Annotated in this window: 12 protein-coding genes; all 12 read right to left on the bottom strand. The window is 41.3% G+C overall.

The annotated features are described in order from the left end of the window. Window positions 1–13: 13 nt before the first annotated feature. On the bottom strand, window positions 14–475 hold the full coding sequence (gene flgC / locus GOP56_RS08655) for a flagellar basal body rod protein FlgC (RefSeq protein ID WP_003336905.1): 462 nt from the start codon (window positions 473–475) through the stop codon (window positions 14–16). Window positions 476–478: 3 nt separating this feature from the next. Further along, the gene (gene flgB / locus GOP56_RS08660; RefSeq protein WP_003336904.1) at window positions 479–889 is read right to left on the bottom strand and encodes a flagellar basal body rod protein FlgB; all 411 of its coding nucleotides are present in this window, start codon (window positions 887–889) and stop codon (window positions 479–481) included. 345 nt (window positions 890–1,234) lie between these two features. Then, a complete protein-coding gene (gene codY, locus GOP56_RS08665; protein ID WP_003336902.1) occupies window positions 1,235–2,014 on the bottom strand; it encodes a GTP-sensing pleiotropic transcriptional regulator CodY in 780 nt (259 codons plus the stop codon). A 57-nt stretch (window positions 2,015–2,071) separates the two neighbouring features. Continuing rightward, entirely contained in the window at window positions 2,072–3,472 is a 1,401-nt protein-coding gene (gene hslU / locus GOP56_RS08670; RefSeq protein ID WP_121474749.1) for an ATP-dependent protease ATPase subunit HslU, read from the bottom strand. A gap of 6 nt (window positions 3,473–3,478) precedes the next feature. After that, the gene (gene hslV, locus GOP56_RS08675; RefSeq protein ID WP_003336900.1) at window positions 3,479–4,030 is read right to left on the bottom strand and encodes an ATP-dependent protease subunit HslV; all 552 of its coding nucleotides are present in this window, start codon (window positions 4,028–4,030) and stop codon (window positions 3,479–3,481) included. Between the two features lie 6 nt (window positions 4,031–4,036). Further along, window positions 4,037–4,963: a tyrosine recombinase XerC gene (xerC, locus tag GOP56_RS08680; RefSeq protein WP_163245383.1), complete on the bottom strand. Its 927-nt coding sequence runs from the start codon at window positions 4,961–4,963 to the stop codon at window positions 4,037–4,039. 61 nt (window positions 4,964–5,024) lie between these two features. After that, window positions 5,025–6,338 (bottom strand): FADH(2)-oxidizing methylenetetrahydrofolate--tRNA-(uracil(54)-C(5))-methyltransferase TrmFO, encoded by a 1,314-nt coding sequence (gene trmFO, locus GOP56_RS08685; RefSeq protein ID WP_003336898.1) that lies wholly within the window; start codon window positions 6,336–6,338, stop codon window positions 5,025–5,027. Between the two features lie 60 nt (window positions 6,339–6,398). Continuing rightward, window positions 6,399–8,477, bottom strand: coding sequence for a type I DNA topoisomerase (gene topA, locus GOP56_RS08690; protein ID WP_003341403.1), 2,079 nt, complete (start codon window positions 8,475–8,477; stop codon window positions 6,399–6,401). A gap of 84 nt (window positions 8,478–8,561) precedes the next feature. After that, window positions 8,562–9,650, bottom strand: a complete 1,089-nt coding sequence (gene dprA, locus GOP56_RS08695; RefSeq protein WP_163245384.1) for a DNA-processing protein DprA — start codon at window positions 9,648–9,650, stop codon at window positions 8,562–8,564. 142 nt (window positions 9,651–9,792) lie between these two features. Beyond that, window positions 9,793–10,695: a succinate--CoA ligase subunit alpha gene (sucD, locus tag GOP56_RS08700; protein ID WP_003336895.1), complete on the bottom strand. Its 903-nt coding sequence runs from the start codon at window positions 10,693–10,695 to the stop codon at window positions 9,793–9,795. Window positions 10,696–10,749: 54 nt separating this feature from the next. Continuing rightward, window positions 10,750–11,910, bottom strand: a complete 1,161-nt coding sequence (gene sucC, locus GOP56_RS08705) for an ADP-forming succinate--CoA ligase subunit beta (protein ID WP_003341407.1) — start codon at window positions 11,908–11,910, stop codon at window positions 10,750–10,752. Window positions 11,911–12,117: 207 nt separating this feature from the next. Further along, window positions 12,118–13,179, bottom strand: a complete 1,062-nt coding sequence (locus GOP56_RS08710) for a hypothetical protein (RefSeq protein ID WP_163245385.1) — start codon at window positions 13,177–13,179, stop codon at window positions 12,118–12,120. Window positions 13,180–13,196 lie beyond the last annotated feature (17 nt).

Genomic DNA, 13,196 nt, shown 5'->3' on the forward strand with positions numbered 1-13,196 from the left:
GTCAACCCCTTTATTATTTACCATTAATCTCTAGTGCTTTTTGCATCATGCCCTTTAATGCATTCATAGCTGTAACATTTGCCTCATAAGACCTAGAAGCAGAAATCATGTCAACCATTTCTTTTGTCACGTCTACATTAGGCATCAGGACGTAGCCATCTAGGTCTGCGTCCGGGTGTTCAGGATTATAGACCCTTTGAAATTGACTATTGTCCTCTTTAATCCCGGTAACATGTACCCCCGATTCCTGACGACCTGCTACATTCCCGACCGCTGCTTGTAGAAGATTGTCGAATGACTCTCCTGTTCTTGGTGATAATTCTACCATCTTACGTCGGTACGGTTGCCACGCCCCATTTACGAATTTCCCACGAGTCGTATTGGCATTTGCGATATTAGAAGCAATCGTATCCAGCCTTAGCCGATTGGCAGTCAAGGCAGAGGCACTTGTATCAATTCCACGAAACAGACTCATCTACTATCTTCCTCCCTCAACAACACTCTTCAGTTTCGTAAAGTATCCATTTGTTAGCTGAACTAGACCGTTATACCAAATGGTGTTCTTGGCCTGTTGGCTCATTTCAAAATCAATGTCCACATTGTTTCCATTATTTTGAATTGATGTCTGGTTGTTCGTTATGGTCCGGGCCTGAGGGATATTACCTAAACCTGTGCCAAATGGAATGTGTCTCTGATTCGTTCGATATGCTTCTAAGGTTCGACCACTATTTCCTTCCAATGCCTCCTTCAGCAAGCTTTCAAATACTACATGCTTGCTCTCAAAATGAGGAGTATCAATGTTAGAAATATTGTTGGCAATCACTTTTTGTCTAAGCATAGCGGCGTCCAATGAGTTTTCTAGTACATTTAATTGCGTAGATTGAATCAAGCTTCTCTCCCCTCCTTTGTGCCTAAGCTTACATTTTTCTTCTATTTTCTTTGCAATTCGACATCTAACACGCACCTATAATACCATGAAGAAAACTACTAAGAAAGCCCTATCTTACTAGGACTAGGAAAAATGTTACAAAAGTCTCAATTGGTTAAAATGCCTATAAAAACAGTGCTTTTTACCAATTTTGTCACATTCGTTTCATAAATGTATTAATAATGTGAATACTTATTGTGAATACTATATAACTAAGTGATAAATATGAAAAAAAAGAGAAGAAGGTCAATAGACCTCCTTCTTCATTTTTCAACAAAGCGCATAACAACTGGGTTTTATGTCAGTTTATGGCGTTTTAAGCTTTTCTAATTCCGGAAGAAGTTTGCCATTTAGAACTTTAATAAATGTACCCTTCATACCCAAAGAACGTGATTCAATAACACCAGCACTCTCTAATTTTCTCAAAGCGTTAACAATTACAGAACGCGTAATACCTACGCGGTCAGCAATTTTGGAAGCAACAAGTAGGCCTTCTTTCCCATCTAGTTCTTGGAAAATGTGCTCAACCGCTTCAAGTTCACTATAGGACAATGAGCCAATAGCCATTTGTACAACAGCTTTGCTGCGCGCTTCTTCTTCAATTGCCTCAGCACGTTCACGCAAAATTTCCATCCCTACTACAGTAGCGCCCACTTCAGTTAGAATTAGGTCACCTTCAACAAATTCTTTATTTACACGAGCCAAGATCAATGTACCCAATCGATCTCCGCCACCCATAATTGGAACAATTGTAGTCCAACCTGTAGGGAATACTTCTTTCATTTCCACTGGGAAAGCACTATGTGGACTGTTTACATCAAGGTTTGCAGATGTTTCTTCAACTTTTAATAGACCATTGCTATATTCTTCTGGGAAACGGCGATCTTCAAGCATTTTGCGAATACGATCATTGTCGATTTCCTGTGCAATTGCATATCCCAGTAATTTTCCTTTTCTACTTAAAACGAAAATATTTGCATCAATAACGTCACTTAGTACGCTTGACATTTCATTAAAATTAACCGCGTTACCAGCCGTTTTTTGAAGCATACGGTTAATCCTTCTAGTTTTTGTTAGTAAATCCATCGTATATTTCCTCCTGACATCTTCTCACAAATAGATCGCCAATATATATATTTCTCTCTATAAAATGTATTGACTTAGGTCGCGATTCTGTACAATGCTATTTAACTTTTCCTGTACATATTGAGCGGTAATATTAATCACACTCAGGTTAATTTCTGATGCTTCAAAAGATAAATCCTCAAGCAATTTTTCTAATAGGGTGTGAAGTCTTCTTGCTCCGATATTATCGGTACTTTGATTCACCTCTGTTGCCAATCGTGCTATCTCATGTATAGCATCTTCAGAAAACACAATTTTAATTCCTTCCGTTTCCAAAAGGGCTTGATATTGTGTAATTAATGCATTTTTAGGTTCTGTCAATATTCTTATAAAATCTTCGGCTTTCAGGCTTGAAAGCTCTACTCGAATCGGGAAACGCCCCTGTAATTCCGGAATAAGATCAGATGGTTTGGCTACATGGAACGCTCCAGCAGCCATGAAAAGCATATAATCTGTCTTCACTGGTCCATACTTGGTCATAATCGTAGAGCCTTCCACAATCGGTAAAATGTCACGTTGGACTCCCTCTCGTGACACGTCAGGCCCACGACTATCCTTTCCGGCGATTTTATCAATCTCGTCGATAAAGATAATCCCAAATTGTTCAGCTCGAGCTATTGATTCTTGAGTCACTTCATCCATATCCACCAGCTTTTGAGCTTCTTGTTGAATCAAGATTTTACGTGCTTCTCGGATGGTCAGCGTGCGTTTTTTGGTTCGCTTAGGCATTAAGCTCCCAAACATTTCCTGCATCTGATTCCCCATCTGCTCTGCACCAGGAATTTGCAACATATCGAACATGGACGGTGACTGATCTTCTACTTCTATTTCGATCTGTTCGTCCTCAAGCTGACCTGCCGCTAGCTTCCAGGCCATTTGTTTTCGTCGTTGCTCTAGGGTTGGATCTTCCTGATCGCTTTTTTCGGTTTGTTGCTGGTTAGAAAATAACATCTCAAAAGGATTCTTAAAGTTGTTTTGCGGTTTCTTTGAAGGAAGTAAAAGCTGAACTAGCGCTTCTTCAGCATTTTTCTCCGCCTGTTCCTTGACTTTTTCCATCTTTTCCATTTTGACAATTCGGATAGATGATTCCACTAAATCGCGTACCATCGATTCTACATCGCGACCTACGTAACCGACTTCTGTATATTTTGTAGCTTCTACTTTTATAAACGGAGCTCCGGTTAGCTTTGCGATACGACGCGCAATCTCCGTTTTCCCGACTCCAGTCGGTCCAATCATCAAGATATTTTTAGGAATCACTTCATCCCGAATTTGTTCCGGCAAGCGACTACGACGATATCTATTGCGAAGCGCTACAGCAATGGCGCGTTTGGCCTGCTGCTGCCCTACAATGTATTTATCCAAATGTTCTACAATCAAGCGGGGGGTCAATTGCTCCCAATTTAATAACAAGGACATCTCTCCCTACCCTTCCATTTTCATGTCTTCAATTACTAAATTCGTATTCGTAAAGACGCAAATTTCAGCGGCTGTTAAAAGACTGGCTTCAGCAATCTGTCTAGCAGTAAGCTCTGGTGCATATTTTTTCAAAGCCCGTCCCGCTGCAAGGGCAAAATTTCCGCCTGACCCGATGGCTAGTATGCCGTCGTCCGGTTCAATAATTTCACCATTACCTGAGATTAAAAGAAGATGTTTGCGGTTACAAACAATCATCATGGCCTCCAAACGGCGCAATACTTTATCAGAACGCCATTCTTTAGCTAGCTCGACCGCCGCTCTCTGTAAATTCCCATGATACTCTTCCAGTTTGCCTTCAAAAAGTTCAAACAAAGTAATTGCATCAGCTACAGAGCCAGCAAATCCTGCCATAACTTCCTCTCGATATAGTCTTCGTACTTTTTTGGCTGTATTTTTCATTACCATACTGTTGCCAAACGTAACCTGACCGTCTCCTGCCATCGCCGCTTCACCCTTATGCTGGACGGCAAAAATGGTTGTAGCATGAAATTGTTCCATAGTCGTTCACCCCCTGTGAAAATTTGCACGCGGATGTGCAGTATCGTATACCTCTCGTAATCTTTCTTTTGTAACGTGAGTGTATACTTGTGTAGTGGAGATATTCACATGTCCTAATAGCTCTTGTACCGTCCGCAAATCTGCCCCTGCATTTAGTAAATGAGTTGCAAAAGAATGACGGAAACTGTGCGGTGAAATCCCTAGATGAAGGGCTGCTTGCTGTAGATACTTATCTACCATTCGGCGCACACTACGATCAGATAAAGGGGTTCCCCTATAATTTAACAAGAGTATTGGGTTATCTTTTTCAGCCTTGGCTAATAACTTCGGACGTCCTGCCTGTAAGTATTCTTGCATAGCTTTGATAGCAAAACTCCCAATTGGCACATATCTTTCCTTAGCACCTTTACCGAACACAAGAGCAATTCCATTCTGAAGGTCAACATCATTAATAGACATTGTTACCAATTCAGACACGCGCATTCCACTTGCATATAAAAGTTCCATAATAAGGAAATCGCGAAGACCAAGCGGTGTAGATGTATCAACTACTGCCAATAGAGCTTCTATTTCATGCGGATACATAAAGGTAGGTAGCTTCTTCTCTACTTTTGGTGTAGAAACCATTTGGAAAGGATTTTGATCCAAATGCTCTTCACGCATTAAAAAGCGATAGAAGCTCCGCAAGCTAGACAGCTTTCTCGCAATACTTCGACGGGAAAGACCTTTTCTCGCAAGATGAGCTAAAAAAGACCGACCATGTAAATAAGAAACAGCAGCAAATTCATTGATTTGTTGCTGTTTCATAAATACGACAAATTCATTGATATCTGCTACGTATTGCTTCAGCGTATGAGGAGAGACGTTTTTTTCCACCTTTAGGTAATGGATGTAAGATGTGATCCATACGGAAAACTCTGATGAATTGTCCATCTGAGATGTACTCCTCCCAAATCACATATATAGTAACATAGCGGTAAACAATGAAACAACTTTAATTATGTCTTTTATGTGTAAAATTCTGAATACTGCCAAGCGCGCGTTCAGCAAGCTTTTCGTTTTTTTCCTTTTTGTTCCTAATTTTAATTCCTAAACTTGGTAAAAGACCAAAATTAGCATTCATTGGCTGGAAATGTTTGGCGTTGGTTGTTGTGATATAATGTGCCATACTGCCCATTACGGTCTCAACCGGAAGAATGATTTGCTCTTCACCCTTAGCAAGACGCGCTGCATTGATACCTGCTAGTAACCCAGAAGCCGCAGACTCAACATATCCCTCAACACCGGTCATCTGTCCAGCAAAAAACAAACTATCTCTATCTTTGTATTGATAAGTTGGTCGTAGCAACTTTGGTGAGTTGATAAATGTATTGCGATGCATAACTCCATAGCGAATGATTTCACAATTTTCCAATCCTGGAATCAATTGAAAAACCCTCTTTTGCTCTGGCCATTTCAAATGAGTCTGAAAGCCTACTATGTTATACAAAGTTGCAGCGCTATTGTCTTGTCTTAACTGAATAACAGCATGTGGTTGTTCCCCAGTACGTGGGTCTATTAGCCCTACTGGTTTCAACGGACCAAACAGCATGGTTTGCCGCCCGCGAGAAGCCATGACCTCAATCGGCATGCACCCTTCGAAAAAGACCTCTTTTTCAAATTCCTTTAGAGGAACCGTTTCAGCAGAAATTAATGCATCATAAAAACGATTAAATTCCTCTTCGTTCATAGGGCAGTTTAGGTATGCCGCTTCCCCTTTATCATACCGAGAAGCAACAAACACTTTTTCCATGTCAATTGAATCCTTCTCAATAATAGGCGCCGCTGCATCATAGAAATACAGATACTCTTCTCCCGTAAGCTGCTTTAATTTATCGGAAAGTGCTGGAGAAGTAAGCGGACCAGATGCAACGATCACAATTCCCTCAGGAATCTCCGTAATTTCTTCATTAAGTACCTCAATTAACGGATGGTTACGTACTGCTTCCGTAACATACTCTGCAAATTCATGACGGTCAACAGCCAAGGCCCCACCAGCAGGAACCTGGCATTGATCGGCTGCCTTCATGATTACAGAATCAAATTGACGCATTTCTTCTTTTAAAACCCCAACGGCATTGGTTAATGAATTAGCTCTAAGCGAATTGCTGCAAACCAATTCAGCAAATTTATCTGTGTGGTGCGCAGGAGTTTGCTTAACCGGTCTCATTTCGTACAGCTTTACAGCAACACCAGCCTGAGCGATTTGCCAAGCAGCTTCACTTCCGGCAAGACCTGCTCCAACCACAGTTACAAAAGGTTGTGTCATGGTGAAAAATCCTCTCTATACCTACTATTTAATTAATCAGGGGAATAGAACTAAAAAGTTCTAAGAATCCCCCTCTTCTTCGTAATCACATTTTGTACAGACAATATTTACGCCTTGTTTTTTTCGTTTCTTTTCAACAAGCAACTCGCCACACTTTGGACAAGGTCTGGAAATTGGTTTATCCCAGGACAAAAATTCACATTCCGGATAGTTGGTACATCCATAGAAAATACGATTCTTTTTGCTTTTACGCTCAACTACCTCACCACTTTTACAGCTAGGGCATTTAACACCGATATGCTTGACAATTGGTTTGGTATTTCTACAGTCTGGAAACCCAGAACAAGCGAGGAATTTTCCGAAGCGCCCTAATTTGTAAACCAAATGCTTACCGCATAGCTCACAAATCTCATCAGACACCTCATCCTTTAGCTCCACTTCCTTCATTTCTTCTTCTGCAACTTTAACCCGTTCAGAGAAGCCTTGATAGAAAGAATCGAGAACCTTTACCCAGTCTGCTATCCCATCCTCAACCTGATCAAGCCCACCTTCCATTCCAGATGTAAATTCTACATCTAAAATCTCAGGGAAAAACTCTTCAATCAAAGAGATGACGATCTGACCAAGCTCGGTAGGTATAAACCTCTTCTCTTCTAAAGCCACGTATCCACGCTTTTGAATTGTTTCTAGAGTAGGAGCATAGGTGGATGGACGACCAATTCCGTTTTCCTCTAACGTCTTGACCAATCTTGCTTCTGTATAACGTGGCGGTGGCTGTGTAAAATGCTGTTTTGGTTCAATGGCTTTCTCAGATAGAAGCTGCCCTTCCTCGATTGGAGGTAACAGCTTATCATCTTCATTGGAACCGTCATCATTTCCCTCAACATATACTTTCATAAAGCCTGCAAATTGTACTTTAGAACCGCTGGCACGAAACATCACACCATTGTTCTCTATGTCTACGCTCATTGTATCGAGAACGGCTGAGGCCATTTGACTTGCTAAAAAGCGTTCCCATATTAAGCGATACAATCGCAGTTGATCTCGACTTAAGTATTCCTTCATGTCATCAGGCGTACGTAAGACAGACGTGGGACGAACTGCTTCATGAGCATCCTGAGCATTTTCCTTCTTCGGTGCTTGACGAGGTTCCTTTACAGAAAACTCCTGCCCATAATGATTGTTTATGAATTCCTTCGCTTCGTCTTGAGCGATTTGGGATACGCGTGTTGAGTCAGTACGCATATACGTAATTAAACCGACTGTACCTTCTTTGCCTAAATCAATACCTTCGTATAGTTGTTGAGCAATCATCATCGTCTTAGCAGTACGGAAATTAAGCTTACGAGCGGCTTCCTGTTGCAAGGAACTCGTGATAAACGCTGGAGCCGGATGACGCTTGCGTTCCTTCTTCTGCACTTTTACGACTCTGTATTCGTCTTTCTTGATTTTTCTCAAAATCTCTTGGACATTCTCTTCTGAAGAGAGTTCTACCTTTTCGTTAGCATATCCATAAAAACGAGCTTCAAATGGTTTTTTATTGGATTCTAATGTAGAAGTAATCGTCCAATACTCTTCAGGAATAAACTTCTGAATCTCTTTTTCTCGATCGTTTATCATTTTTACTGTTACAGATTGAACACGACCTGCACTCAAGCCCTTACGTACCTTTTTCCATAAGATAGGACTAATATTATAGCCCACGAGACGGTCTAAAATTCTGCGAGCTTGTTGAGCGTGAACCAAATCCATATTAATGTGTCTTGGATGCTTAAATGCATCTTTAATAGCTTCTTTCGTGATTTCATTAAACACTACACGCAGAGGCTTCGTCATATCAAGACCAAGATATGTGGCTAAATGCCAAGCAATAGCTTCCCCTTCACGATCCGGGTCGGCTGCGAGATATACTTTAGTCGCTTTCTTAGCTGCATCTTTCAATCCTTTTAAAATGTCACCTTTACCACGAATGGTTATGTATTTGGGTTCAAAATGGTTACCAACATCAACCCCCATTTGACTTTTAGGGAGGTCGCGCACATGGCCCATTGACGCTTTCACGACATATTTGCTGCCCAGATATTTACCTATCGTCTTTGCTTTCGCCGGGGACTCGACGATAACGAGAGTATCAGCCATTCTATTTTTTTCCCCCTTACAAAATGAATCTCCCCTATTATTCAATACGGGATATCCATTTGTCAAACTTCTAATATTTTCCTTCTACACTTCTCTTCTTCTATAAAATTGTCCAGCTTCCTCTTCAACCAAACCTTTTCCTACCAATAAAAGTAAAAAAATATGAAAATCACTCTGAAATTCCTTTGCTATTTTACCCCTGATCTCATCGATATGAAGACTCTTCTCCTGCATACTTGACAATAGTGCTATTTCACCTGCTGATAAATCTATCGCCTTCGTATCTACAGATTTTTTCTGGAATGTAGCTTGTAAATGATAAGGTAGTTCCTCTATGATATCTTCTAATGAACTTATTAATTTCGCTCCCTCTTTAATTAAGGAATGGGTCCCTTCACTTCCTTTAGCAAAGATGGAGCCAGGAATAGCAAATACCTCTCTATTTTGTTCCAAGGCACAACGAGCTGTAATAAGTGATCCGCTTTTCTCTGCTGCCTCCACAACTATTGTCCCCCAGCAAAGTCCGCTAATAATCCGATTGCGTTCAGGAAAAAAACCAGTCCTCGGAGCTGCCGCTTCTGAATATTCAGATACAAGCAATCCATGCTGTGCCATTTGCGTATATAATACCCTATTTTGCGCAGGATAAATCCGGTCCAGTCCGTTTCCAAGAACACCAATGGTTTCCGCCCGATGTTGGAGTGCAGTTTGATGTGCTATGGTGTCAATTCCTTTCGCTACCCCCGACACAATGACCATTCCAGATTTTGCTAAACCACTCACCAACATCTTACAAGCATCTCGACCATAAGCTGAAGGATTTCTTGTTCCCACAACTCCAATCGAGATTTTATGCAGCAACTCCAAATTCCCACGATAATATAAAAGGATGGGAGGGTCAGGTATTTCGCGTAAATTCTCTGGATACTCTTGATCCCAATATGTAATAAATTGGATTTCCTTCCGTTCCCTTTCTATTTTATCCTCATACACCTGTTTTGCAGTGAGACTAGTAAGAAATTTCCCGTCTTCCTCTCTTTTCTCGAACCAATTTAGGTTATAAGGAGGTTCAAAGCCTCTCTTTTCTTCATATATAGCCCACAACGTTTTTCTTCCTACTCCACGCTGTCTACTCAATGTATATACCCAATCACGTTCCTCTAGCACTCTCATCTACCTTCACTCTTTCTTTTTCTTCATTATAAAAAGAGTAAGAGGGGTAGCACAAAAATAAAAAACAAAAAGCCAAGCAAACCCAAACATGTCTCCAAGTCTTGTTTTGGAGTAGTTCAGCTTGTTGACTTTTTGTAATCAATTATTTACTCATTACTTTATCTAGCATTCCTTTTTCTGTCAGGAATTCTACTAATGTTTCACCGATAACAGCAGGAGTTTTAGCAACACGTACACCGCATTCCTCTAGTTTAGCAATTTTCTCAGCGGCTGTTCCCTTACCACCTGAGATAATCGCTCCTGCATGACCCATACGTTTCCCTGGAGGAGCTGTTTGACCACCGATGAATCCTACCACCGGCTTTTTCATGTTAGCTGCAATCCATTCAGCCGCTTCCTCTTCTGCTGTACCCCCAATTTCTCCGATCATAATAACCGCTTCTGTATCAGGATCTTCATTAAATAGTGCTAGTACATCGATAAAGTTAGTGCCGTTTACTGGGTCGCCACCAATACCAACTGCTGTTGATTGGCCCATACCGCGGGTTGTTGTTTGATGAACTGCTTCATATGTCAACGTACCAGAGCGGGATACAATCCCCACTTTGCCTGGAGTATGGATATATCCTGGCATAATCCCAATTTTACATTCTCCTGGAGTAATGACCCCTGGGCAATTCGGACCGATTAAACGCGTCTTTTTGCCTTCCATGTAGCGTTTTACTTTAACCATATCAAGAACAGGAATTCCTTCGGTAATGCAAATAACTAAATCAAGATCGGCATCTACTGCTTCCATGATGGCATCTGCTGCACCTGCTGGCGGTACGTAGATTACAGAGACAGTGGCTCCTGTTTTTTCTACAGCTTCCACAACGGTATCAAAAATTGGAATCCCGTCTACTTCTTGTCCACCTTTTCCAGCGCGTACTCCACCTACCATTTGTGTTCCGTATTCAACAGCACCGCGAGTATGGAACAAAGCTGTAGAGCCTGTAATCCCCTGTGTAATCACTTTCGTATTTTTATTAATTAAAATACTCATCGCGTATGTTTCCCACCTTTTTATCGTCTTCTTGCTTCTGTAACGGACAACATCCTACTTTACGAGAGCAACGATTTTCTCGGCTCCATCAGCCATGGAATCAGCTGCAACGATATCTAATCCTGAGTCCTTCAGAATTTGTTTACCAAGCTCAACGTTTGTACCTTCCAGACGAACGACTAGAGGCTTGTCTAAACTTACTTGTTTCGCCGCTGCTACTACACCGCTCGCGATAATGTCGCATTTCATAATACCGCCAAAGATATTGATGAAGATACCTTTCACCTTAGGGTCTGACAGAATGATCTTGAAAGCTTCTGTTACTTTCTCTTCTGTCGCACCGCCCCCAACATCAAGGAAGTTAGCTGGATCGCCGCCATAGAATTTAATAATATCCATGGTTGCCATTGCTAAACCAGCACCATTTACCATACAACCGATGTTACCATCCAGAGCGATATAGGATAGATCATATTTAGAGGCCTGAATCTCTTTTTCGTCTTCTTCTTCTAAGTCACGTAATTCCACTACATCAGAATGACGATAGAGGGCATTGCTATCAAAGTTTAATTTTGCATCTAAAGCCATTACTTCGCCGTCACCTGTGACAACTAGGGGGTTAATTTCAGCGATGGAACAATCCTTGTCAACGAATGCTTGATATAAGCTCATCATGAAACTAGCTGCTTTATTAACTAACTCAGTAGGAATATTGATCGCAAAAGCCAAGCGGCGAGCTTGGAATGGTAGTAAACCCGTAACAGGATCAATTACTTCTTTAAAGATCTTCTCAGGTGTATGAGCTGCTACTTCTTCAATCTCCGTACCGCCTTCTTCTGATGCCATCATGACAACGCGATTGGTGGCACGATCCACTACTACCCCTACGTAATATTCTTTCTTAATGTCACAGCCTTGCTCAATTAGTAAGCGCTTAACTTCTTTGCCTTCTGGACCTGTTTGGTGGGTTACAAGGACCTTACCAAGAATTTCGTTTGCATATGTACGAACTTCATCCAGATTCTTAGCGACCTTAACACCACCAGCTTTTCCGCGACCACCAGCATGGATTTGTGCTTTTACCACTACGACCTGGGTGCCAAGCTCTTCTGCTGCTTTCACTGCTTCATCTACGGAAAAAGCTACTCGGCCTTCCGGTACCTTTACTCCGTATTGTTTTAGTATCTGTTTTCCTTGATACTCATGAATGTTCATTCTGCAACCTCCTATGGCAGTTTGAATCAATAATGGTGAGCAAAAGTATAATTTCTTGCTAGACCAAGCAAAAACCAGCCCTAAAAAGCTCTGGTCGGACAAAAAGTGTCAATGTTATGACGTATTTATTTTACGATAAGATATGAAAAAAGTCACTCACTTAATGGTACGTTATCATTTATGAACTCAGTAAATTATTTAGTCTTCTCACGTAAACAGAATAGCCTCTATATTCGCTTGTAAATTAGGCCAATAGTATTTCTTCCCTTGATAAAAAACATAATTTCCTTCTATCTTCATCGGATATCGTTTTTTATTGAGAGAAAAGGTCAGGTTCAATGATGTATGGGGGCTGTCTTCTTGTCGCCACATGGTAGAAGTAGAAGGCTGGGTACGTGAAAGCACACGAATGACTTGATGAATTTTGCCCTGCTGCATCAGATTTTGTTTGATAAGATAGGCTTCTCGTTTATTGTCGTGAGCTCGGATATCCTCTGCTTCTAATTGTGTTGCTTCATATAATTCCTCCCATACTGACTTTTTAGGACTATCTGGCAATAACTTGGATATGAGTTGATACAAGGAAGGATTTGTTTTGTAATATATCGTTTCCCTTCCTACCACACAGCGAAGCAATGTTGGTTGAAGCAGTTCGTAATGAGGTTCACTCGGTCGCTGAGGATATTTCATCTGAAAGGAAGGATAGATCGGGTAAGCCTGGACAGGTTGATCTACCATTTTGCTATCTGCTAACAACCTGATAGCCTCCTGAGCTACTGTCCCTTTCACTGTTAAGGTTTTGGATTGGGGTAAATCCAGTGCTTTGAATTCTACCCCATCCAATTCTTGAACTTTTATGATAGCTAGCCCGAGTTGCTTACGTGCGGTTTGGTAGAAGACGCTGGCATTTTCACCTCGATATGTATTGTTTGCATAGGTGAAGCCCTGCTCGCCAACCTCTAAAACCAGTGGAGCCTCTTTTTGTCTATAGGCAATTAGTCTAAATTTAACTTCCTGATCCTTCAGCCTATCCTTTGACATCATCAAAGATAGACGACGGCCGGTGAAGTTTTTCTCGAATTCTTCTATAGATAGTGGTATTTCTTGTCCTGTTGTAGTGAGGACAGAGACTCCTTCCAATGCCTGAAAAACCTGTGAAAGGTCTACTTTTTCCTCAGACCCATAGCCGTTTGATTGCGTGGAGCACCCAACAACGACAAGACAAGTCCATATAACGGACATTAAGCAAACATGCCAGCTTTTTTTCACGCATGTCCCCTCCTAAT

The sequence above is a fragment of the Brevibacillus sp. 7WMA2 genome (assembly GCF_010748895.1).
GTDB lineage: Bacteria > Bacillota > Bacilli > Brevibacillales > Brevibacillaceae > Brevibacillus_B > Brevibacillus_B halotolerans.

Coding starts and splice junctions, on each gene's coding strand:
- trmFO (WP_003336898.1), bottom strand. CDS start 6,338: ATGACACAACCTTTTGTAACTGTGGTTGGAGCAGGTCTTGCCGGAAGT.
- sucD (WP_003336895.1), bottom strand. CDS start 10,695: ATGAGTATTTTAATTAATAAAAATACGAAAGTGATTACACAGGGGATT.
- hslV (WP_003336900.1), bottom strand. CDS start 4,030: ATGGAACAATTTCATGCTACAACCATTTTTGCCGTCCAGCATAAGGGT.
- topA (WP_003341403.1), bottom strand. CDS start 8,477: ATGGCTGATACTCTCGTTATCGTCGAGTCCCCGGCGAAAGCAAAGACG.
- flgC (WP_003336905.1), bottom strand. CDS start 475: ATGAGTCTGTTTCGTGGAATTGATACAAGTGCCTCTGCCTTGACTGCC.
- hslU (WP_121474749.1), bottom strand. CDS start 3,472: ATGTCCTTGTTATTAAATTGGGAGCAATTGACCCCCCGCTTGATTGTA.
- codY (WP_003336902.1), bottom strand. CDS start 2,014: ATGGATTTACTAACAAAAACTAGAAGGATTAACCGTATGCTTCAAAAA.
- xerC (WP_163245383.1), bottom strand. CDS start 4,963: ATGGACAATTCATCAGAGTTTTCCGTATGGATCACATCTTACATCCAT.
- dprA (WP_163245384.1), bottom strand. CDS start 9,650: ATGAGAGTGCTAGAGGAACGTGATTGGGTATATACATTGAGTAGACAG.
- sucC (WP_003341407.1), bottom strand. CDS start 11,910: ATGAACATTCATGAGTATCAAGGAAAACAGATACTAAAACAATACGGA.